The 21,360-nt window shown below is 66.6% G+C and carries 18 protein-coding genes; 8 read left to right on the top strand and 10 right to left on the bottom strand.

All coding sequences use genetic code 11. The annotated features are described in order from the left end of the window. The first annotated feature begins 14 nt into the window (after positions 1-14). From Q9Q95_RS08315 to pth, 5 genes are all read left to right on the top strand, one after another. Positions 15-890 (top strand): TraB/GumN family protein, encoded by an 876-nt coding sequence (locus Q9Q95_RS08315; protein ID WP_306095898.1) that lies wholly within the window; start codon positions 15-17, stop codon positions 888-890. 197 nt (positions 891-1,087) lie between these two features. Beyond that, positions 1,088-1,426 (top strand): helix-turn-helix transcriptional regulator, encoded by a 339-nt coding sequence (locus Q9Q95_RS08310; protein WP_306095879.1) that lies wholly within the window; start codon positions 1,088-1,090, stop codon positions 1,424-1,426. Beyond that, on the top strand, positions 1,423-1,905 hold the full coding sequence (locus Q9Q95_RS08305) for an SRPBCC domain-containing protein (RefSeq protein WP_306095878.1): 483 nt from the start codon (positions 1,423-1,425) through the stop codon (positions 1,903-1,905). The genes Q9Q95_RS08310 and Q9Q95_RS08305 overlap by 4 nt, the downstream gene beginning before the upstream one ends. A 154-nt stretch (positions 1,906-2,059) precedes the next feature. Further along, a complete protein-coding gene (locus Q9Q95_RS08300; RefSeq protein WP_306095876.1) occupies positions 2,060-2,674 on the top strand; it encodes a 50S ribosomal protein L25/general stress protein Ctc in 615 nt (204 codons plus the stop codon). Positions 2,675-2,751: 77 nt separating this feature from the next. After that, a complete protein-coding gene (pth, locus tag Q9Q95_RS08295) occupies positions 2,752-3,321 on the top strand; it encodes an aminoacyl-tRNA hydrolase (protein WP_306095874.1) in 570 nt (189 codons plus the stop codon). A gap of 56 nt (positions 3,322-3,377) precedes the next feature. On the opposite strand, the gene Q9Q95_RS08290 is transcribed toward pth, so the two are convergent. After that, complete coding sequence (locus Q9Q95_RS08290; protein WP_306095872.1) at positions 3,378-4,367, bottom strand: transferrin-binding protein-like solute binding protein; 990 nt, start codon at positions 4,365-4,367, stop codon at positions 3,378-3,380. An 89-nt stretch (positions 4,368-4,456) separates the two neighbouring features. After that, positions 4,457-5,344, bottom strand: coding sequence for an oxygenase MpaB family protein (locus Q9Q95_RS08285; protein WP_306095869.1), 888 nt, complete (start codon positions 5,342-5,344; stop codon positions 4,457-4,459). Between the two features lie 118 nt (positions 5,345-5,462). On the opposite strand from Q9Q95_RS08285, the gene ychF reads away from it, so the two are divergent. Both ychF and Q9Q95_RS08275 read left to right on the top strand, forming a co-directional pair. Further along, entirely contained in the window at positions 5,463-6,563 is a 1,101-nt protein-coding gene (gene ychF, locus Q9Q95_RS08280) for a redox-regulated ATPase YchF (protein WP_306095867.1), read from the top strand. Between the two features lie 348 nt (positions 6,564-6,911). After that, complete coding sequence (locus Q9Q95_RS08275; RefSeq protein WP_306095865.1) at positions 6,912-8,936, top strand: ATP-binding protein; 2,025 nt, start codon at positions 6,912-6,914, stop codon at positions 8,934-8,936. Positions 8,937-9,098: 162 nt separating this feature from the next. On the opposite strand, the gene Q9Q95_RS08270 is transcribed toward Q9Q95_RS08275, so the two are convergent. From Q9Q95_RS08270 to Q9Q95_RS08235, 8 genes are all read right to left on the bottom strand, one after another. Next, positions 9,099-10,262 (bottom strand): dipeptidase, encoded by a 1,164-nt coding sequence (locus tag Q9Q95_RS08270; RefSeq protein WP_306095862.1) that lies wholly within the window; start codon positions 10,260-10,262, stop codon positions 9,099-9,101. 41 nt (positions 10,263-10,303) lie between these two features. Continuing rightward, on the bottom strand, positions 10,304-11,878 hold the full coding sequence (locus tag Q9Q95_RS08265; protein WP_306095860.1) for a serine hydrolase: 1,575 nt from the start codon (positions 11,876-11,878) through the stop codon (positions 10,304-10,306). After that, positions 11,875-13,005 (bottom strand): hypothetical protein, encoded by a 1,131-nt coding sequence (locus tag Q9Q95_RS08260; RefSeq protein WP_306095858.1) that lies wholly within the window; start codon positions 13,003-13,005, stop codon positions 11,875-11,877. The genes Q9Q95_RS08265 and Q9Q95_RS08260 overlap by 4 nt, the downstream gene beginning before the upstream one ends. After that, complete coding sequence (locus Q9Q95_RS08255) at positions 13,002-14,039, bottom strand: DUF1611 domain-containing protein (protein WP_306095856.1); 1,038 nt, start codon at positions 14,037-14,039, stop codon at positions 13,002-13,004. The genes Q9Q95_RS08260 and Q9Q95_RS08255 overlap by 4 nt, the downstream gene beginning before the upstream one ends. 14 nt (positions 14,040-14,053) lie before the next feature. Further along, positions 14,054-16,264 (bottom strand): TonB-dependent receptor, encoded by a 2,211-nt coding sequence (locus Q9Q95_RS08250; protein WP_306095854.1) that lies wholly within the window; start codon positions 16,262-16,264, stop codon positions 14,054-14,056. A 26-nt stretch (positions 16,265-16,290) separates the two neighbouring features. Further along, entirely contained in the window at positions 16,291-17,439 is a 1,149-nt protein-coding gene (locus tag Q9Q95_RS08245) for a dipeptidase (RefSeq protein WP_306095853.1), read from the bottom strand. 84 nt (positions 17,440-17,523) lie between these two features. Beyond that, positions 17,524-18,543 (bottom strand): dipeptide epimerase, encoded by a 1,020-nt coding sequence (locus tag Q9Q95_RS08240; RefSeq protein ID WP_306095851.1) that lies wholly within the window; start codon positions 18,541-18,543, stop codon positions 17,524-17,526. A gap of 4 nt (positions 18,544-18,547) precedes the next feature. Then, entirely contained in the window at positions 18,548-20,521 is a 1,974-nt protein-coding gene (locus Q9Q95_RS08235) for a serine hydrolase (protein ID WP_306095849.1), read from the bottom strand. Positions 20,522-20,669: 148 nt separating this feature from the next. Here Q9Q95_RS08235 and Q9Q95_RS08230 point away from each other — a divergent pair, with 148 nt between their 5' ends. Beyond that, positions 20,670-21,299: a helix-turn-helix domain-containing protein gene (locus Q9Q95_RS08230; RefSeq protein ID WP_306095847.1), complete on the top strand. Its 630-nt coding sequence runs from the start codon at positions 20,670-20,672 to the stop codon at positions 21,297-21,299. Positions 21,300-21,360 lie beyond the last annotated feature (61 nt).

Genomic DNA, 21,360 nt, shown 5'->3' with positions numbered 1-21,360 from the left:
GCTCCTGTCGCGCGATGGTGCGGAAGATATTGATCGCGGCGCTGCTGGCGCTCGGCGGGTGCGGGGCGAAGCCGGCGGCGAACGATGCCGATCCGGCATTGTGGGTGGTCAGGGACGCCGACACCAGGATCTATCTGTTCGGTACGGTGCACATGCTCAAGCCTGGGGTCGGCTGGTTCGACGATGGCGTGAAGACCGCTTTCGATGCCAGCGACGAACTGGTGCTCGAGCTGGTGATGCCGCCCGCCGACGAGATGCAGGCGCTGGTCAGCGAGCTCGGCATGTCGGCGAGCGGCCCTGCCTTGCCCGATCAGCTCTCCCCCGCCGAAGCGGCGAAATTCCGTGCGGCCCTGCCCGAGATGGGGCTGTCGCCCGAGGCGCTCGATCGCGCCGAGCCGTGGCTGGCGGCGACGATGCTGTCGGCGGCGCCGCTGCGCCAATTGGGCTATGACGAGAAGGACGGCGCCGAGGCCGTATTGACCGCGGCGGCCAAGGCCAGCGGCAAGCAGGTCGAAGGGCTCGAGACCGCGCGCGAGCAGCTCGGCTATTTCGATCGGCTGCCGATGCCGGCCCAGCGCGCGCTGCTGATCGATACGCTCGACGATCTGCCCAAAGCGGGCGAGACGATCGACCGGATGGTCGCGGCGTGGAGCGCGGGCGATGCCGACGGCATTGCGCAGCTGATGAACGAGGATCTCAGCCGCTCGCCCGAGCTCGCCGACGCCCTGCTCGCGCAGCGCAACCGCAAATGGGCCGATTGGCTGGCACAGCGCATGAAAGCACCGGGAACGGTGTTCGTCGCGGTCGGCGCGGGGCATCTCGCCGGCAAGGCCGGGGTGCAGGCCGAACTGGCGAAGCGCGGGCTCAAGGCCGAACGGGTAGATTATTAAGGCACAAGCTCCCCTCCCTGCAAGGGAGGGGTTGGGGGTGGGTAAGAGAAGGTCGGGCTCGATGCCCGGCCTTTTCTTTTTACCGACGCATCTCGACGGCTCGCATCCACCCTCTGCTCCTCCCTTGCAGGGAGGCGAGCGCACGGGCTTGACTCCCGTCGTCATTTAGCCGATAAGTTATTTAACATGGAGGTTATATGAGTCCCGACCCACTGAGCGCCACCTTCGCCGCGCTTGCCGATCCGACCCGCCGCGCGATCCTCGCCCGCCTGGCGCTCGGCGAAACCCATGTCGGCGAACTCGCCCGCCCGTTCGCGATCAGCGGCCCCGCGATCACCAAGCACCTCAAGGTGCTGGAAAGCGCCGGGCTGATCTCGCGGAGCCGCACCGCGCAACAGCGCCCGGCCAAGCTCGAGGCCGAAGCGCTCAAGGCGGCGAGCGAGTGGCTCACTGCCTATCGTCGCTTCTGGGAAGAGAAGTTCGATGATCTCGACGCGTATCTTGATGAACTGCAGCACAAAGGAGAGAAAAGATGAGCACGACCGAAATCGGCGTTGGCTATGAGATGACGATCACTCGCAATTTCGCCGCGCCGCGCGAGCTGGTGTTCGACTGCTTCACCAAAGCCGAGCATCTCGCCCGCTGGTGGGGCCCGCGGGAGTTCGACGCGCCGGTTTGCGAGACCGACGCACGCCCCGGCGGCAAGATCCGCATGGACATGCGCGGCCCCGAGCCATATGGCACCAACCCGGTCTATGGCGAGTATCTCGAGATCGCCCGCCCCGATCGCCTGCGCTTCGTCCTCCGCGCCTTTCAGGAGCCCGACGGCAGCTGGGGGATCGAGCATGAGGACACGCTGGTCTTCGAGGATGCGCCGGACGGCGGCACGGTGCTGCACATGGTGACGCGCGTGACCCAGGTCAGCGAGCGGATGCTGCCGGCACTGAACGGCATGAAGGAAGGCTGGAGCCAGAGCCTCGACAAGCTCGACGAGTTGCTGCCTGAATTGGTTTAGCCGATTGCGATCCTCCCCCTCCCCGGGGGAGGATTGGAGTCGGTTGCACTTTTCCCGTACTTCCTATAGAGGCGCGCGCTTGCCGTGGCAGGGTCATCCCTGGAGGCCTGCCGGGCATGCGAATTGAAACACTTTAGCGCATTGGAAACGACACATGAGCGAAACGCTTACGCTGTCGGCCGAGACGCGCGACCGGGTTGGCAAGGGAGCCTCCCGGGCGCTGCGTCGTGAAGGCCGCGTCCCCGCCGTCATCTACGGCAACAAGGCAGACCCCGTTGGCGTGCACGTCAGCGAGCGCGAGCTGATGAAGCTGCTCAACACCGGGCACTTCATGAACTCGGTCGTCATGGTCAATGGCGAGCGCACCCTGCCCAAGGACGTCGCTTTCGACGTCGTCACCGACCGTCCGGTCCATGTCGACTTCCTGCGCATCTCCGAGCATGCCACCGTCACCGTGCAGGTGCCGATCGTGTTCACCGACGAGGAAGAAGCCCCCGGCATCAAGCGCGGCGGCGTGCTCAACGTCGTCCGTCACGAGCTCGAACTCGTCGTCGACGCGGCCGAGATCCCCGACCAGATCGAGATCTCGCTGAAGGGTGTCGAAGTGGGCGATTCGATCCACATCTCGGCAGTGACTTTGCCCAAGGGCGCAACCTCGGCGATCACCGATCGCGACTTCACCATCGCGACCGTCGTGGCGCCGTCGGCGCTCAAGTCGAGCGAAGGCGACACCCAGACCGAAGTCGCCGACGAGGCCGAGGGCGAGTAATCGTCCCAAACTTCACGGTTCAAAAAATCGCCTCCGCATCTTAGGTGCGGGGGCGATTTTGTTTTGGGGTTATCGGCATGCAGCTCTGGGTGGGTCTCGGCAATCCGGGGCCGCAATATGCGATGCACCGGCACAATGTCGGCTTCATGGCCCTCGACGCCGTCGCCGAGGTGCACGATTTCTCCACGCCGAAGAAGCAGTTCCAGGGCTGGACGCAGGAAGGGCGTATCGGCAGCGACAAGCTAATCCTGCTCAAGCCCGGCACCTTCATGAACGAGAGCGGCCGCGCCGTCCGCGCGGCGCTGGACTTTTACAAGCTCACCCCCGCCGACGTCACCGTCTTCCACGACGAGCTCGATCTGCTGCCGTTCAAGGTCAAGGTGAAAGTGGGCGGCGGCACCGCGGGGCATAATGGCTTGCGCTCGACCGATGCGCATATCGGGCCCGATTTCCGCCGGGTGCGGATCGGCATCGGTCATCCGGGACACAGGGATCGGGTGACCGGCTATGTACTGGGCAATTATGCCAAGGCCGAAATCGAGCCGCTCAGCGACATGCTCGGCGCGATCGCCGCGGAAGCGGCGTGGCTGGCGGGCGGCAACGACGCGCGCTTCATGAGCGACGTGGCGCTCCGGCTGCAGGATTGAGCGCACGAAAAGGGGCCCCGGTTTCCCGGAGCCCCCTTCGTCGTTCCGCCGAGAGCTTATTTCTTGCCGACGACCACGCCGACGAGGCGCTGATTGCCGCCGCCGACGGTGCCATTGCCCGCGAAGGCAATGCCGATCTCCTTGCCCTGCGAGCCGAAGAAGCCGCCCTGGATCGTTCCCGAAAGCGCCGCATTGCCGGCGAAGCTGCCGCTGAACTGGTTCTGGCCGACCGGGATCGCACCCTGCGCCGTGAAGGTGCCGTATGCGGTGGTGGTCCCGCCGCCCTCGGGCGTCTGGTTGAGGGTGAGCGTGACATCGACCAGAGCGGTCGAGAAATTGACCGAGACGGTGACCGTGCCGCCGACGCGCGACACCGTGGTGACTCCGCCGTTGACGCTGACCAGCTTGCCGACGACGGTCGACGTATAGGCCTGGGTGCCGGTGGTCGGAACGTCGGTCAGTGCGGTCTGATAGCCGAACACCGTGGTCGCGATCCGCTTGGCGCCGGTGGTCGAATCGCCGCGCCACCAATTGGCGTAGCTGAGATTGGTCAGCTGCAGCGCGGTGTTGCTCGTCACCTGCGACGGGATGGTGTTGTTGAGGAATTCGAGCTGCGCGAACTTGCCCGCGGTCGCAGTGTCGTTGGTGCGGAACACGAACTCGGTCACGGCCGGGGCGGGCGCCGTGGTGACGTTGGCGTTGACGAAGCGCGATTCCTCGGTGTTCTCGCGGATCACATAGGTCGCGGAGGCGATCAGGTTGCTCGTGGCGAGGCGCACCCGGCTCGACATCGGCTCGGTGCTGGCGGCACCCAGCGTCACGGCGCCCGCCGGATTGCCGGTATAGCTGGTCGCGGCGTTGATCGTGCTGAACTCGGCCGCAGTGGCGAGCGGAAATGCCGTGTAGGTCGGCGACGCGGTCGGCGTCGGCGTGGGAGTCGCGGTCGGCGAGGGCGTGGGCGTCGGATCGGGATCGTCGCTGCCGCTGCAGCTCGCAAGCGCCAGCGTCGCCGCGGCGGCGCTCATGATCATGTGACGGCGAATCATTCCCTGCTCCTTGAAATACTCGATGCCTGACAAGGCCCGGCGCCCCTGTACTCCAGATGAACGGGGGGGCGTCAAGCAGCGATACAATACTAGGACGGAGCGAGCGCGCCCGGCCCGTAAGTCCTTGCGCGCGCGAGGCGCGCCGCCGCCTGCCGCGCCGGGCTCGACGGCAGCTCGAAGCGCCCTGCTCCCCTGGCGAGCAGCTTGAGCAGCGCGCGCTCGCGCCGGCCGAACCGATAGCCTGCCAGCCCGAGCTGGCCGCGCATCGCCGCCGGCAGCAAATCGATGGCCGCGCGGACGCCGAGCCGTTGCAGCGGGCGCAGTGCGCGCGGCAATATGTCGGCGGAGCGCAGGATCGCGATCAGCTCGTCGATCGCCGGCGACGGCTCGAGCTGCGGCCGCATCCGCGCCATCAGCGCCGCCATCTCGGCTTCGTTCGCCGGCGGCGCCTCAACGCCGTACAATGCGGCGCCCGCCTTCGCCTCGGCATAGAAAAGGTCGCGCTCGGCCTGGCCAAGCGGCACGGCATAGCAGCGATAGGCCTCGAGGAACGCCCAGCTCGCGGTCGCCTGCACCCAGAGCAGCAATTCGGGATCGCTCGCGACATAGGGTCGCCCGTCGTCGGTCTCGCCCCGCACCCGCGCGTGCATGCGATTGACTCGTCCGGCGAGCGCCTCGAACCGGCTGCGCGCGCCGTATACGGTGATCATCGCCGCCAGCCCGGTCCGCCGCATCCGCGTCGCGGGATCGTGCCGGAAGCTGGTGTGATCCCAGACGCCGTGGCGCACCCGCGGCTCGCCCAATTCGAGCAGGACCGCGGCGATCCCGCCCACATACATCGTCACCGGATTGCGGAACACGCGCCACGATACCGAATCGGGCGGAAGCATCGCCGGCTCGCCGGCCGGCTCGCGGAAATCGGCGTCTTCGATGCCCATCAGACGAGCGGCGGCGGAATCGATATGGTGCAACAGCATGGGGCATCAACGCCCGGCCCCGCGCGCTTGCTCCGCACTGGAAAGTCCGGCGCTTTGCGCCTATCGAGCCCGCAACTCGCCGGCCTGCCCGGCGCTTCAACACAGGATCGAGCTTCTCATGGGTTTTCGCTGCGGCATTGTCGGGCTTCCGAACGTCGGCAAGTCCACGCTCTTCAATGCGCTGACCGAGACTGCCGCCGCGCAGGCGGCGAACTATCCGTTCTGCACGATCGAGCCGAATGTCGGCAACGTCGCAGTGCCGGATCCGCGGCTGACCGCGCTCGCCGAGATCGCCGGATCGGCCAAGATCATCGAGACCCAGCTCGGCTTCGTCGACATTGCCGGGCTCGTCCGCGGCGCGAGCAAGGGCGAAGGCCTCGGCAACCAGTTCCTCGGCAACATCCGCGAAGTCGACGCGATCGTCCATGTCCTGCGCTGCTTCGAGAATGACGACATCCAGCATGTCGACAACAAGGTCGATCCGATCGCCGACGCCGAGACCGTCGAAACCGAATTGATGCTCGCCGACCTCGAAAGCCTCGAGAAGCGCGTGCCCAATTACGTCAAGAAGGGCCAGCAGGGCGACAAGGACGCCAAGGTCGCCGCATCGGTGCTCGGCCAGGCGCTCGACTTGCTCCGCGAAGGCAAGCCCGCGCGACTGACTCAGCCGAAGGACGCCGAGGAGGCCAAGGTCTTCGCGCAGGCGCAATTGCTGACCGGCAAGCCGGTGCTCTATGTCTGCAACGTCAACGAGGAAGACGCCGCCAACGGCAACGAACTCTCGGCCAAGGTGTTCGCCAAGGCGAAGGCCGAGGGCGCCGAGGCGGTGGTCGTCTCGGCAGCGATCGAGGCCGACATCGCGACGATGCCCGCCGAGGAGCGCGGCGAATTTCTCGGCGAGCTCGGGCTCGAGGAAACCGGCCTCGCCCGCGTGATCTGCGCCGGCTACAAATTGCTCCACTTGCTCACCTTCTTCACCGTCGGCCCCAAGGAGGCGCGCGCCTGGACGGTCGAGGTCGGCGCCAAGGCGCCGCAGGCCGCCGGCGCGATCCACACCGATTTCGAGCGCGGCTTCATCCGCGCCGAGACGATCGCTTATGAAGATTATGTCCAGTTCAAGGGCGAGAGCGGCGCGCGCGACGCGGGCAAATTGCGTTCGGAAGGCAAGGAATATGTCGTCCATGACGGCGACGTGATGCTGTTCCGCTTCAACGTGTAGGCCGCACCCTACGGAAGATTGAATCAACCGGGTTTCCAGCGCTTTGGCGGCGATAGCTGCCAGAGTCGTCACCCCTGCGCGCAGCCGGCCCGCGCGGTGTACACTATTGCCCAAGCAGTGTCCGGACTGCGCGGAATCGACAAACCGCCCCGATCGGCGATATGCCAAGACCCGTCTGGCCATTGGTTTTGTCAGGACAAGTACTTAGTTAACAAAAGTTGAAGATGGTACTTTAGCCACCCTGCCGTCGACACTGCCCGGGCTGTCCATAGTGTGAAGCTTATAGCCGATTCCCTGCCTGCATTCCGCTATCCACTGCGTGGATCGGCGCAGGTTGCTCCGCGATGGGTGACGTTTCTCCTTCCGGCGGCAGCAGTGCTGATCTGCGTCGCGATCTGGGTCGCCGCGCTCCAGATCACCCACGTCCAGCGCGACAATCTGATCTCGGCCGCGATCCGCGAGAATCGCAACCGGGCGATCGCCTATGACCATTTCGTCGCGGGCATCCTCGATCATGCCGACAGCGCGGCGCAGCATCTGGCGCGGCAGTATCGCGACGTCGGCGCGACTCCGCGGCCCTTGACCGATTCGACAGCCACCGATCCCCTGTTCGCCCGGGTCGACGTCCTCGATGCAAGCGGCCGGCTCGGCGCGTCGAGCCGTCCCGGCGAAGGCACCGGAGAGGCGAGCGAGGCGGCGTTCCGGCTGCTGCGAACCGGTCGGACGCGCGAGCCGCTCCTCGCGGATCCGGCCCCCGATGGCGGTGCCGGCAAGGCCGCGATCGTTTTCGCGCGCTCGATCCGGCGCGCGGATGGCAGCTTCGGCGGCGCCGTCGCGCTGCACATCCCGGTCGATCGGCTGACCCGCTTCTACGAGGGCGCCGATTTTCGTCCGCACGACCTGATCTCGGTCGTGCGCCTCGACGGACTCACCCTCGCACGGCGCGAGGGACCGGCGGTGAGCTATGGCCAGAATCTCGCAGGCAAGCTCGCCATGCAGCGTCAGGCGGCCGAGCCGTGGGGCACCTATGTCGGCCCCAGCTCGGTCGACGGCGTTACCCGCATCTTCAGCCAGCGGCGGCTGTCGCGCTTCGGGCTGTTCGTCAGCGTCGGCCTCGGCACCGACGACGTGCTCGCCCCCTCTTATGCCCGCGCGCGCATATTCTATCTCACCGTCGCCGCACTGACCTTGGCACTGCTGGGCGGCACGCTCGCTTTCTGGCTGGGGCTGCGCCGGCGCGAAGCGATCATCCGTCACCTCGCCGCCACCAACGAGCGGCTTTCCGAAGCGCAGGCGATCGGCAAGATGGGCGATTGGGAGCTCGATCTCGAAACCAGACTGCTCGCCTGTTCGGACGAGGCCTGCCGGATGCACGGTCTCGATCCGCAGCAGGACGTCATCACTTCGGATCAGGCGCTCGCCTTCCACGATCCGGAGGGGCGCGAGGATATCCAGCGGACCTTGCGCACTGCGATCCTGTCGAAGCAGCCGGCGCAGTGCGAAGTGGTCAGCACGATGGGCGACGGCCGCGTCGCGCATCTGCGGATCCGGATGTTCCCCGTGGTCGATTCCGACGGCAAGGTGCGCACCGTGCTCGGTACCGAGCAGGACATCACCACCGAACGGCGGCACGAGCAATTGCGCGCCGAAGTCGCCCACATCACCCGGGTCGAGGCAGTCAATCTGATGGCCGCGACGATCGCGCACGAGCTGTCGCAGCCGCTCACCGCCGCGGGCAATTATCTCAGCGCCGCGATCTATCTGGCCGAACAGGGCAGGCATTCGCTCGTCGATCAGGAGAGGCTGGCGGTCCTGCTGGGGCAGGCGGGCCGTCAGATCGGCCTCAGCGGCAAGATCATTTCGCGCGCCCGCGAAATGGTCTCCGACCGGCGGAACGGCGAGATCGCATCGCTCGACGACATCGTCGAGGAGGCAATCGCGCTCAGCAAGGTCGCCGATCCGGCAGTGGCGCGCACCGCGATCAGCGCGCGGCTGGAGCCCGATACCGGCCATGTCGCCGCGGACAAGGTCCAGATCCAGCAGGTTCTGCTCAATCTGATCCGCAACGCCGCGCAGGCAGTGACTCACATCGACAAGCCGCAGGTGATCGTCACCAGCCGGCGCGAGGAAGGCGGAATGGTCATGGTCAGCGTCGCCGACAACGGCACCGGCCTGCCCGACCATGTCGACGACATCTTCGCGCCGTTCGGCGCGGCCGATCGCAACGGGCTGGGGATCGGGCTGTCGATCTGCCGGACGATCGTCGATTCCTATGGCGGCCGGATCTGGAGCGGCACCAGCCCCCTCGGCGGCGCCGCGATCTGCTTCACGCTGCCGCTCGACGAACTGGCCCTGCTCTACGACGTCGCGTAGGCCCATCAACTCCCCTCCCTGGAAGGGAGGGGTCGGGGGTGGGTGCGCGCGTCAGCGCGCTCAACGACGTAGGCGGAATAAAGAAAAGGCCGGGCGTCGAGCCCGACCTTTTCCAACCCACCCCCTGCCCCCTCCCTTTCAGGGAGGGGAAAGCAGGCCGTCTCAGCGCGCCGCGCCGCGCTCCGCCGCCTCGACCACGCGAAGGATGTTGCCGCCCCACATCTTGGCGAGATCGGCATCCGAATAGCCGGCCGCGCGGAGCCGCTCGGTGACCTTGGGCAAGGCCGAGATGTCCGCGATCCCCGGCAGGCCGCCGCCGCCGTCCCAATCGGCGCCGAAGCAGACATGGTCGACGCCGGCGACTTCGATCACGTGCAGCACCATCGTCATGTAGCGCTCGAAATCGGCGGCCCACATCGGCGCGGTCTTGTCGAGCGCGCGCCAGCGCCGGGCGAGATCGGCCTGCTGTTCGGGCGAGAGATCGGCGATATGCTCGTACTCGCCGAACATCTTGGCGCGCTCGGGCCCGAGATTCATGGTCGAGAGGAAGATCGTGCTGACGCAGATCGCCCCTCCCTTCGCCGCGAGCTTGCGGATGCGGCCATCGTCGAGATTGCGGGGATGGTCGAACGCCGCGCGCCCGCTCGAATGCGAGAGCAGCAATGGCGTGGTCGACAATTCCAGCATCTGGTCGAACGTCGCGTCCGACGCATGGCTGGCGTCGATCACCATCCCCAGCCGATTCATCTCCTTTACCCATTGGCGCCCGAGGGGTGAGAGACCGTTCCATTTCGGCGTGTCTCCGGAGGAATCGGCGAACTGGTTGTTGGCGCCGTGCACCGGCCCGGCCAGCCGCACGCCGCGATCGTAGAAATCCTCGAGCAGCGACAGATCCTCGCCGAGCGGGTAGCTGTTCTCCATGCTCTTGAACGCGATGCGCAGCCCGGCGCGGTCGGCCCGGCGCGCATCGGCGGCGGTCGTCGCGAAATCGATCCGGGCGGGCAGCGCCGCGAGGGTGGAGTCGATCAGATCGGATCGCTTGCGCGCAAAGGCGAGCGCATCGGCATAGCCTTTGGCCGTCAGCGGTCCCTGCTCGGTATAGATCGCGAAAAAGCCGCCATCGAGCGCGCCCGAATCCATCCGCTCGAGATCGACCTGCACCAGATCGGTCGCCGGATCATGATGCCCCGCAAAGCTCCAGCCCGGACGGCCGAAATGGATCGGCGTGTCGAGATGGGTGTCGAGCACGAGAAAATCGCGATGCGCCTTGCGCGGCGGCTCCGCCTGCGTCGTGGCGCACCCGGCGAGGAGGAGGGCGAGCGCCAAAGTCCCTCTCCCTGCAGGGGAGGGGAGAAGCCAGCTCCCCCTCACTCCGCCCCCTCCACCGGCCGCAGGTCGAGATCGTGATAGTCATAGCTGAAATCGGCGATCGGGCTCTCCGCCTTCATCGACACCCGCGCGACCTTGCCGTCGGCGTCGAGCGCGAAGGTCACGTATGCGGGCTCGATCGCCTTGTCGTCGAAGCGGGTGACGAAAGTGTCGTACTGCCAATGGACGAGCTTGCCGGCCATGCGCGGCGTGCTCCTGAAGTCGATGCGCAGGCCGTCGGCGGCGTTGGTCACCGCGACGTCGCCATACCAGGGATCGCGATAGGTACCGGCATAGCGTTCGAGCGCCAGCGACGGCCCGACCTTGGCGGGCGCGGCCTTGACTCCGGCCAGCGCCGCCTTGCCGCCGGCGATCCGCTTCTCCATGAACTCGCCGAACCGCGCCGGCCAATCCTGGTCGGGCAGCCCGAGATAATGATCGACCAGCATGTGCGCGACGCCGCGCAGCAAAGCGACTTCCTCCGAATTGACCACCACCGCGATGCCGACATCCTGATCGGGGAGCAGGATGACATGGGTGATCGATCCGAACACGCCGCCGCCGTGCGAGATGATCCGCGCGCCCTTGTAATCCTCGACTTCCCAGCCGAGCGCATAGCTGCTGAACTTGGGCGTCAGCGGCGCGAGGCTGCCCGGATAGGGCGTGATCGGCTGGAGCGTCGCGCCCTTCCACATCTCGGCCGCCTGCGCCTCGCTGAACAGCCGGCCGCCGCCCGGCAGCGCGCCATGGCCGAGCTGGATCTTGAGCCATTGCGCGAGGTCCTTCGCGCTCAGCGCCAGCCCGCCCGCGGGCATCGCCGCGCGGCCCAGCTCCTCGCGCTCGTCGAGCACCGAATTGGGCCCGTCGCCGCGCACTGCGCCGCCGATCCGGGCGTGCGGAAAGGCGCGGTCGGGCGTCGCCCAACGCGCTTCATAGGTGGCGGTAGCGGTCTTCATCCCGCCGCGGCCGAGCACCTCGCGGGTCATGAACTCCTCCCACGTCTTGCCGCTGACTTCCTCGATCAGCTGGCCGGCGACCATGTAGAGGATGTTGTCATAGGCGTAGGACGAGCGGAAGCTGGTCGCCGGCTTGATGTACGCCAGCCGCTTGACGCTCTCCTTGCGCGACAGGCTGCCGCGGGGGACGAACAATAGATCCCCCGCGCCCAGTCCGAGCCCGCTGCGGTGGACGAGCAGGTCGCGAACGGTGATCTCGCGAGTCACCCATGGATCGTACATGCGGAACCACGGCATGTGATCGATCACCTTATCGTCCCAGCCCAATTTGCCTTGGTCGACGAGGATCGCGATCGCCGCGGCAGTGAACGCCTTGCCGGTCGATCCGGTCTGGAAGATCGTGTCGGCGTCGACTTTCGCAGCCGCGCCGAGCTTGCGTACCCCCCAGCCTTTGGCGAGCGTGGTTTTGCCATGCTCGACGATCGCGACCGCGATCCCCGGCGCCCCGGTCGCCTTGCGCAGCGCCTCGACCTTTGCGTCGAGCCCCGCGGGCGGATCGGCCAGCGCGGGTGCGGCGAGCGCGAGCAACGGCACAGCGAGCAGCGAGCACAGTCTCATGCGGCGATCTCCTTGGGGGATGCAGAACGGCGCCGGAGCAGTCGCGCCAGCCCGATCGTCATCAGCGGCAGCACGAACACGGCGAGGAACAGCCAGGCGAGCAGCCGGTAGCCGCTGGCGATCAGCGCGATCAGCCCCACCCGCTCGGCGACGAACATGCAGACCAGCAGCAGCACCCCGGCGATCAGCGCCCGCGCGCGCGCGCCCAGCTCCACGCCGCGGCGGCGCCGCAGCACCCCGGCGACGCGCTCGTTGATCGCATGCACCGCGCCTGCACCGCTTTCGAGCAGAGCGGCGAAGATCATGATCTGGAACAGCCAGTGGAACAGCGGCGCGTTCAATTGGCGCAACAGGAAGTCGGACGGCAGCGTCTCGGCCCCGATCGCGGGATAGAAAGCGACCATGCAAGTGAAGAACAGGATCGCCGGCGCCATCGCCAGCGGTCCCGCGATCATGCCCGCGATCACGGCGTCGCGGCTGCTGGTCAGATGGCGGAGCACCGGCAGGATCACCACCGCGCCGATGATGTTGTAGCTGGCATAGGTCAGCCCGCCCGACGCCCAGCCCTGCCACGGCGCCGGGGTCGAAAAGCCCGCGGCGATACGGTCGCCGAAGCTGAACAGCGCGAGGATCAGGAACAGCGCATAGACGCCGTAGAGCAGGAACGAGACATTTTTGAACACGCCCTCGACTGCCTGATTGCCCAATGCGACGGTGGCGAGGATGCCGCTCGCCAGCAGCAATGCGCCGATAAAGCTCGGCCAGCCGAACATCGCCGCGCCGATCGCCCCCGCGCTCGCCCCGAACACCGCCAGGATCAGCACGACGAACAGGATGTACGCCACTTCGAACGCGATCCAGGCCGGCCCGAGCAGATCGGCGAAGAAGGCGCGATAGTCGAGCGCCCCCGCCAGCCGGGCATAAGCGAAGGTGGTCGCGGCGATCACGCTCCACAGCAGCATCGCCAGCAGCATGCCCATCAGTCCGCCCCACGGCCCCGCGGGCAGGAAATATTCGGCCAGCTCGCGCCCGGTGGCATAGCCGCCGCCGATGATCACGGCCTTCATCGCGAAGCCGGGCAGCAGGAAGCGCTGGAACCAGCTCGATCCTGCGGCGGCGCTGCTCATGCGAGGCAGCTCTCGACCAGCGCGTCGAACGCCGCGCCGCCGCGCACCGGATCGGCGACCGGCAGCCCGAGCCGTTCGCTCTCGCGCCGCATCACCGCCTCGGCCTCGGCTTCGTCCAGCGCGGAGGTGTTGAAGCTCACCCCACCGCAGCGGATGTCGGGATTTGTCCGCCGCCCGAGCGCCAGCGTCAGGTCGATGATCTCCTCGATCGTCGCGACCCGATAGCCCGCGGTGCCGAGCATCTCGGTCCGCCCCGGCTCGTGGCACACCACGAAGACGTCCGGCTGGCTGCCGTGGAGCAGCCCGAGCGACACCGCCGCATAGGCCGGGTGCGCCAGCGAACCCTGCCCTTCGATCACGTCCCAATGCCCGGGGTCGGCGTCGGGCGACAGCATCTCCGCCGCCCCCGCCTCGAAATCGGAGACCACTGCGTCCATCGGCATGCCGCCCCCGGCGATCATGATCCCGGTCTGGCCGGTGGCGCGGAAATCGCTGTCGACTCCCCGCCGCCTGAACGCGCGCGCCAGCGCCAGCGCGGTATATTTCTTGCCGAGCGCGCAATCGGTGCCGACGGTGAGCAGCCGCTTGCCGCTCCGCTTGCGCCCGGTGGCGACCGGAATGTCGGCGGGCGGCACGCGGATGTCGATCAGCCGCCGCCCCAGCCGTTCCGCCGCCTCGGCCAGCTCGGGAATGTCGGCGAGCCGCGTATGCATCCCCGCGACCAGATCGAGCCCCGCCTCGAGCGCCTCGATCAGCGACTTGCGCCACGAGGTCGGGATCACCCCGCCGGGATTGGCGACCCCGATCACCAGCCCCTTCGCGCCTTCGGCCACTGCCTGGGCGGGCGTCATCTTCTCGAGCTTGGTAGTGACGGTGGCGCCGCACGAAAATTCGCCGACGCATTTCTCTCCCGCCCAGTCACGAAGCCCGAACGCGGTCTTGGCGAAACCCGGCTCGGTCGTGTCGCCGAGGAACAGGAGATAGGGCTGGGGCAGCGAAAGCAGGTCGACGTTCAGGCCGAAAGGGGCGTTCATGATGGCTTCCCGGGTCAGAACGAGAGATCGAAGGCGAGGCCGATCGTGCGCGGCTGGAGCGGCGTGATCGCGAGGAAGCTCGGCTGGTTGAGCCCGTCGGTCAGCGTCGAGCGCGACAATTCGCCGTCATCGTCGAGCAGGTTGCGCGCATAGGCGCGGAGCTTCCAATGCTCGCCGATGTTGAGCGATGCGTTGAGATCGACCGCGGTATAGGCGGTCGCCCGCGCGGTCAGCGGATCGCTCTCGACCAGCGACAGCCGGCTGCTGGCATGCCGCACGCCCGCGCCGAAATCGGCGCTGAGATCGCCGCCCAGCTCGGCATGATAATCGAGCCGCGCCGCGCCGCTGAACTTGGGCACGCCGGGAAGCTGGTCGCCATCCTCGCCGCTGATCTCGGGCACGTCCTCGCTCAATTTCGCATCGGTATACGAGCCGGTCAGCGACAGGGTCAGCCCGCTCGTTGGCCGGATATAAAGCGAGCCCTCGATGCCCTTGCTCGCCGCCGCGCCGCCATTGGCCTGGCCCGAGACGCCCCCGAACGCGCGCGTCACCTGGATGTCCTTCCAGTCCATGTAGAAAGCGGCCACGTCGATCGACACCGCGCGGCCCGCCAGGTCCGCCTTGAAGCCGATCTCGTAATTGGTCAGCGTGTCCGAATCGACGCTCGGCGGCACGTTGGGAACGATGACGTTGGGCCCACCGGGTCGATAGCCGGTGGCGACCCGGCCATAGAGCATCGCGTCGTCGCTCACATGGAATTGCGGGCTGACGCTCCACGTCACCACGTCTTCCTGCGATTCGCCGGGGTCGTCCGCCTGCGGCACGATCGCCCCCGAGCTGATCTGGCGGAAGGTCTGCTCGTTGCGCGCCCAGCGCACCCCGCCGGTGATCTCGAAGCGCTCGCCGAACCGGAGCGTCGCGTTGCCGAACACCGCATATTCCTTGTAGGTCGCCGGCAGCCCCACCGTCGCCAGCGGATCGAGCGCGGGGATGATGTTCCCCGCCATGTCGTACGAGCGGACCAGCTGCGTGTTCGAGCTCTTCTCGTCGGTGTAGAAGCCGCCCACCAGCCATTCGAAGCTGCCGCCGCTCGGCGAAGCGAGGCGGACTTCCTGCGTCCATTTGCGCAGCCCCAGATTGATCTCGAACGGCGTGATGCCCGCGGCTACCGCGCCACCGGTGAGCAAGGGGAACAGCACGCCGAACGCATAGCTGGCGTCCTGCAGCTGGGTGGCATGCGTCGTGCTGTGGGTGGTGACCGAAGTCGCAGTCACCCCGCCGAAATCATAATCGAGCGTCGCGGCATAATATTGCAGCTCGGTCTTGAAGGCCTCGGGCACATAATTGTTGTACGACTTGCCGTCGCCGAGCCGCTTGCCGGTCAGATCGGCGGCGTAGATCCCGTTCCCGTCCGAATCGAGATCCTGGTAGATCGCGGTCAGCCGCGCGCTGAACCGATCGCTCGCCTGCCACAGCAATGCGACCCGCCCGCCGATCTGCTCGTAATCATTCTGGTCGGTCAGCCCGGCATTGTTGACGCTGTTCACGAAGCCCGGGGTCTTGCGCCACGCAAAGCTGCCGGTGACGCCGAGCTTGCCCTCCACCAAAGGCGCATTGAACATCGTCTGCCCGGCCCAGCCGAGATCCCCCGCCCCGTTGATCCCGAAGCCCTCGACGCCGCCGCGGACGCTGAAGGTGGAGGTGCTCGGCGTCACCGTGACATATTTGAGCAGCCCGCCGATCGAGCTGGCGCCGTAGAGCGTCCCCTGCGGCCCGCGCAGCACTTCGACCCGCTCGATGTCGTATGGCAGCAGATCGAGCGAGAATTGCCCGCCGCGATTGTAGATCGCGCTCGATCCCACCGGCGCGTCGTCGAGATAGATGCCGACGGTCTGGCTGGCGGTGAGCGGGGCGACGCCGCGCAGGGTGATCGTGGTCTGCCCCGGCGTGCCGGTGGTCGACACCTGCAGCCCGGGGACATAGCCGGCATAATCGGTGAGCGAGGCGGCGCCCTGCTCCTTCATCGCATCGCCACTGACCACGCTGATCGAGATCGGCACGTCCTGGAGGTTCTGCTCGCGCTTCTGCGCCGTGACGACGATTTCGTCGTCGCTGCGCGCGACGGGCGGCGCCTCCTGCGCCTGCGCGCTCGCGGAAAAGGCCAGCGCGCCCGCGGCGGTCGAAACCGCCAGCAGGGTGCGTACGGACAAGGCGAACCGGTTCATCTTTTTTCTCCCCTCGAGTCCCAAAGTCAGCCGCCCCAGATTTCCCCCAGCAGCCGACGGAAATTGCCGCCCAGCACGGCGGCGATATTGGCGTCCGAATAGTTGCGCCGGATCAGTTCTTCGGTGAGGTCGTAGATCTTGCGCGGATGGTCATAGCCATCGACATCGATCTTCTCGCGAAACGCGTAGCTCGCTTTATATGCGGCCTTGAGCTGCGCATACAGGTCGGCCGGCATGTCCTCATAGCCGTTGAGATCGGCATCCGATCCGATCCCGACATGCTCGATCCCGACGAGCTTGACGACATGGTCGATATGGTCGGCGATCTGCGGCACCGCGGTCGGCTCCTGCGCGCTGACGAACATGCGGACGCCGGTCACGCCCATCACCCCGCCCTTGGCCGCCATCGCCTTGATCGCCTCGTCGGTCTTGAGCCGCGGGTGGTTCACCAAGGCCCGGCAATTGCTGTGGGTGATCGCGATCGGTTTGGCGGAGAGCGCGATCGCATCGAGCGTGGTGCGATCGCCGCAATGCGAGACGTCGACCAGCATGCCGACGGCGTTCATCGCCTTGACGATCTCCGCGCCGAAATCGGTCACCCCGCCATCGACACGCTCGGTCGATCCCGAACCGATCAGATTCTGGCTGTTATAGGTCAACTGCGAGCAGCGCTGGCCGATCTGGTGAAACAGTTTGACGTCGTCGACGGTGCGGAAATGCTCGCTGTTCTGCAGCCCGAGGATCACCGCGATCTTGCCGTCTTTCTTGGCGCGATCGAGATCCGCCGCCTTGTCGACCAGAGTGAACAGATGCGAAGCGCGCCCGACATAGCCCTGGCTCAGCGCGAGGAAGGTCAGCGTCTCCTCGCGCGCATTGGGGCCCATGATGCCGATCGAATGGTGGAAGCCGGTGATCCCGCAGGCGCGGAAATCAGCCTCGTCCTGCGCGGTCATCGCCGCGCCATAGAATTGCGGGCGATCGTCGATCTTGATGACCTCGAGCATGTCGATGACCAGCGAGGACCGCACCAGATCCACTGCGCGGCGCGAATAGCTGACCGGCGAGGCGGCGGACAGCCGAAACTGGCCTTTATTGACCATCGGGAATCCCGCGGCCGCGACGGCAGCCGCGCCGCCGAGCAGGCGGCGACGCGAGACCTGGGGCAATGATGGCATTGCCGCTCTCCCTGAGCGTTTATCTGATCAGGATGCTATTATCCTGATCAGAGAAGAGTCAACTATTATTGCAACAATGTTGCGTTACGCGCTTGCCGGGCACAGGGCGCGATGCCCCCACACGTCATCGGGACAATGGATGTAGCCGTCCTCGTAGCGAATGCCGGGCCGGCGATCGGCGGCGAGGAAAGTCGGGCCGTCGAGATCGACCACGTCGCAGAGCTGGCCGAGCAGGAACGCCGGCGCCATTGCGAGGCTCGATCCGACCATGTTGCCGACCATCACGTCGAGGCCGAGCAGCCGCGCGCGCCGCGCGATCGCGACTGCCTCGGTGAGGCCGCCGCATTTGTCGAGCTTGATGTTGACCGTCTCGAAGCGGCCGACGAGCCCGTCCATATCGGCGAGGCTCAGCGCGCTCTCGTCCGCCGCGATCGGGATCGGCGAATCATAGCCGTCGAGATCGGCCTCGCGTCCGCGTGCGAGCGGCTGTTCGAGCAAGGCGATCCGCGCCTCGACCAGCACGGCGACCAATCGGTCCAGCTCGCCGATCTCGAAGCCCTGATTGGCATCGACGCCGATCCAGCAATCGCCGCGCGCCGCACGCACTGCGCGGATCCGGGCGCTGTCGAGGTCGAGATCGCCGGTGAGCTTGAGCTTGAGCGCGCGGGCGTCGCGATAGGCCAGGGCTCCCTCCGCCATCGCCGCGGGATCGTCGGCGCCGAGCGTGAAGGTGGTGAGCAAGGGCTTCGGCTCGGGCAGCCCCGCCAGCTTCCATGCCGGCGTATCGCTGCGCTTCGCCTCCAGTTCCCACAGCGCGCAATCCGCGGCGTTGCGCGCGCCGCCGGGCGGGAGCGCCTGCTGGAGCTCGGTGCGGCTCATCCCTCCGGCCAGCCCCTCGCGCACCGTCTCCAGCGCCGCGGTCATCGCGTCCACATCGTCGTTCAGATAATAGACGCCGCTCGCCTCGCCCCGCCCGGTGTGGAGGCCGTCACAGAGCGTGACGACCACCACCGGACTTTCGGTGAAGACGTGGCCCGAAATCCGGAACGGCTTCGCGAAAGCAAGCCGTTCCACCGCCAGGTCGACCGAGAGACGCATCACCATGTCCTCAGAACTCGGTGCCGAAGCCGACCAGCCTGTAAGCCAGCGCCATCCAGAGGATGAAGAACGCCGCGAGCACCAGCAGCACGCTCCATACTCGCGCGAACCAGCTGCGCTTCTCCTTCCAGGTCAGCCACGCGTTCCAGACCGACAGCCCGAACAATCCGAAGAATGCGAGCGTGCCGAGGATCTGGACCAGCAGGATCAGCCCGTCGGTCGAGCCGTGACTCTCGAAATCCTCGAGCCCGGTGATGACGATCATCCAGCCGACCAGGGCCGCGAGCGTCAGCCACGCAAAGCCGCGGACCGCGCGGAACGTGCGCAGGCTCTCGCCTTGCAGCGCGAGCTGCGCGCCATAGCGACGCCGGGTGAACCAGCCGACCGGCCACGACAATGCGGTGAGCAACACCACGCCCACGCCGAACAGCAAAGCGGGCATCAGCCACGCGCTGTCGAGCGCGCCCGGGGTGCGATACCAGACCATGAACGGCGAGACCTCGCCGAAGCTCCAGCGCACGACCTTGCCGTCGACCACCTGCGCGGCGAGCCGCTCATGGCCATAGGCGTCCTGCCAGACGAAGGGCTCGACCTCGATCAGCTTGCGCGGCGCGCCGCCGGGGCTGGTCAGCGCCGGGATCACCGGACGGCCATCCTTGTCGAGGCTCACCTTGGTGTCGCCGATCAGGCCGATCACCTTGGCGAAACTCGAATCGATCCGCCGGCTGTTGGTCCAGGTGCCGACGAGCAGCTTCGCATGCTCCTTCGCGGTCGGCAGCTCGACCGGCGGCTTCTTGTTGGCATCGGGCAGGTAACGGTCGGCGAATTCCTCGAACAGCCGGCCGCGCAGGACCCGGGCGACGCCGTCCTTGCCGTTGCTGTTCATCGAGACGTAGAGCCCGACATTGTCTTCGGGGAAGATCCACAAGTCGCTGTGGAAATAGACCGTGTCGCCGCCATGCGAGATCGAGCGGCGCCCATTGATCCGCTGCTCGTAAAAGCCCAGCGCCATGCCATTGATCGCCGGGATATCGCTATGCTGGGGGGCGTACATCTGCGCCGCGGTCGCGGGGCTGAGCAGCGGTCCGCCCTTGTTCAGATGCGCGATCATGAACTTCGCCATGTCGCCGCCGCTGATCGCCGCGGAGCCCGCCGGCGCCATGCCGATCTCTTCGTACTTCTGTGCGTCGCCCGAACCGAGCTCATAGCCTTGCGACATGAACGGCTTGAGCCGCGCCGGCAGCGGCTGGCGGAAGGTCGAATATTGCATGCCCAGCCGGCCGAAGATGTTGCGGTCGACATAATCGTCGAACGACATGCCCGAGACGCGCTCGACGATATAGCCGGCGAGCGCGGTCGCGTAGTTCGAATAGGCCGGGGTGGTGCCGGGGGCATAGATCCGCTCGGGAATGCGGCGCTTGACCACGTCGCCGAGGCTGGGGACTGGCTTGTCGAAGCTCAGCAGCCCCTTGATGATCTCCTCGAAACCGGCGGTGTGCGTCATGATGTTGCGCAGCGTGACCGGCTTGCCTTCATAAGCAGGTATCTTGAAATCGAGATATTGGTTGACGTCGGCGTCGAGGTTCAATTTGCCCGCCTCGACCTGCTGCATCACCGCGGTCCAGGTATAGAGCTTGGAGACCGAGCCCGGGCGGAACAGCGTCGTCGCCGGATCGACCTGCTTGCGCTTCGCGACATCGGCATAGCCGAAGCCGCGCTGGGTGAGCACCTGGCCGTCCTTGACGATCACCACCACTGCGCCGGCGACGTCGCCGCGGGCGAGCGCATAGGGCATGAACCCGTCGAGCCACGCATCGGCGTCGGCCTTGTTCAGCGCGCCGACTCCCGTCGGAGTCGCCGGAACCACGGCCGCCGGCGCTTGCGGCACCGGAGTGAGCGGCGCGGGCGCCTGGGTGAAGGCCGGCACTCCGACGGCGATGCCGAGCAACCCTGCCGCGAGCACCGTAAGCGAACGTTTCCACATCGCGCTAATCCCCTCTGTCGCTCGCATCCGCCCCGGCATGTGATTGCGCCGGTTTGCGTCTGCGGTTAGGCTATATCCCGAATGAACCAGTTACGCCTGATTGAGACATAATGATCCTGTTCGGAAAAATGTCAAACCGAGGTAATGAATGGCCACGCGGCTGAAGCCCGAGCAACCGACGCTGGGTGCGCTGCTGCGTGCGCTGCGCAGCCGAAACAGCTGGACGCTCAAGGAGATGAGCGTGAAGAGCGGCATTCCGGTCTCGACTCTGTCCAAGGTCGAGCACGACCGTCTGACCCTGACCTACGACAAATTGCTCCAGCTCAGCCAGCGGCTCAACATCCGCATGTCCGAGCTGTTCGCCGAGAATGATTCGGTCGCCGAGCCGCCGGTCACCGCGCGGCGCAGCATCGGCGATCTCGAGCGCGCGGTGCGGGTGAACACCGCCAATTACGATTATTATTATCTCTGCACCGAGCTGCGCCGGAAGCGGATGATCCCGGTGATCACCCGGGTTCGCGCCAAATCGGTCGAGGAATTCGGCGATCTCGTCCACCATTCGGGCGAGGAATTCATCTACATCGTCAGCGGCCGCATCGTCGTCCATACCGAATTCTACGATCCGGTGACGCTCGAGGCAGGCGAATCGATCTACATCGATTCGAACATGGGCCATGCCTATGTCACCGGCGAAGGCTGCGACGAGGCGGTGGTGCTCGGCGTCTGCTCGAGCGCCGAGGACGGCCTGATGGATTCGCTGCTCAATCTGCACGGGTGAGAATAAAATCCTCCCTCGCGAAGCGGGGGAGGTGGCACGCGTAGCGTGACGGAGGGGGCCT

The sequence above is a fragment of the Sphingomonas sp. DG1-23 genome, from assembly GCF_030730875.1.
In the GTDB taxonomy this organism is placed as follows: Bacteria; Pseudomonadota; Alphaproteobacteria; order Sphingomonadales; family Sphingomonadaceae; genus Sphingomonas.
Note: the sequence above shows the minus strand (reverse complement) of the source record. Positions and strands in the feature narration are given on the sequence as shown.

What these genes read in the sequence shown, in the direction of transcription:
- Q9Q95_RS08315 (WP_306095898.1), top strand. Translation starts at nt 15, where the DNA reads ATGGTGCGGAAGATATTGATCGCGGCGCTGCTGGCGCTCGGCGGGTGC.
- Q9Q95_RS08310 (WP_306095879.1), top strand. Translation starts at nt 1,088, where the DNA reads ATGAGTCCCGACCCACTGAGCGCCACCTTCGCCGCGCTTGCCGATCCG.
- Q9Q95_RS08305 (WP_306095878.1), top strand. Translation starts at nt 1,423, where the DNA reads ATGAGCACGACCGAAATCGGCGTTGGCTATGAGATGACGATCACTCGC.
- Q9Q95_RS08300 (WP_306095876.1), top strand. Translation starts at nt 2,060, where the DNA reads ATGAGCGAAACGCTTACGCTGTCGGCCGAGACGCGCGACCGGGTTGGC.
- pth (WP_306095874.1), top strand. Translation starts at nt 2,752, where the DNA reads ATGCAGCTCTGGGTGGGTCTCGGCAATCCGGGGCCGCAATATGCGATG.
- Q9Q95_RS08290 (WP_306095872.1), bottom strand. Translation starts at nt 4,367, where the DNA reads ATGATTCGCCGTCACATGATCATGAGCGCCGCCGCGGCGACGCTGGCG.
- Q9Q95_RS08285 (WP_306095869.1), bottom strand. Translation starts at nt 5,344, where the DNA reads ATGCTGTTGCACCATATCGATTCCGCCGCCGCTCGTCTGATGGGCATC.
- ychF (WP_306095867.1), top strand. Translation starts at nt 5,463, where the DNA reads ATGGGTTTTCGCTGCGGCATTGTCGGGCTTCCGAACGTCGGCAAGTCC.
- Q9Q95_RS08265 (WP_306095860.1), bottom strand. Translation starts at nt 11,878, where the DNA reads ATGAGACTGTGCTCGCTGCTCGCTGTGCCGTTGCTCGCGCTCGCCGCA.
- Q9Q95_RS08260 (WP_306095858.1), bottom strand. Translation starts at nt 13,005, where the DNA reads ATGAGCAGCGCCGCCGCAGGATCGAGCTGGTTCCAGCGCTTCCTGCTG.
- Q9Q95_RS08255 (WP_306095856.1), bottom strand. Translation starts at nt 14,039, where the DNA reads ATGAACGCCCCTTTCGGCCTGAACGTCGACCTGCTTTCGCTGCCCCAG.
- Q9Q95_RS08250 (WP_306095854.1), bottom strand. Translation starts at nt 16,264, where the DNA reads ATGAACCGGTTCGCCTTGTCCGTACGCACCCTGCTGGCGGTTTCGACC.
- Q9Q95_RS08245 (WP_306095853.1), bottom strand. Translation starts at nt 17,439, where the DNA reads ATGCCATCATTGCCCCAGGTCTCGCGTCGCCGCCTGCTCGGCGGCGCG.
- Q9Q95_RS08240 (WP_306095851.1), bottom strand. Translation starts at nt 18,543, where the DNA reads ATGGTGATGCGTCTCTCGGTCGACCTGGCGGTGGAACGGCTTGCTTTC.
- Q9Q95_RS08235 (WP_306095849.1), bottom strand. Translation starts at nt 20,521, where the DNA reads ATGTGGAAACGTTCGCTTACGGTGCTCGCGGCAGGGTTGCTCGGCATC.
- Q9Q95_RS08230 (WP_306095847.1), top strand. Translation starts at nt 20,670, where the DNA reads ATGGCCACGCGGCTGAAGCCCGAGCAACCGACGCTGGGTGCGCTGCTG.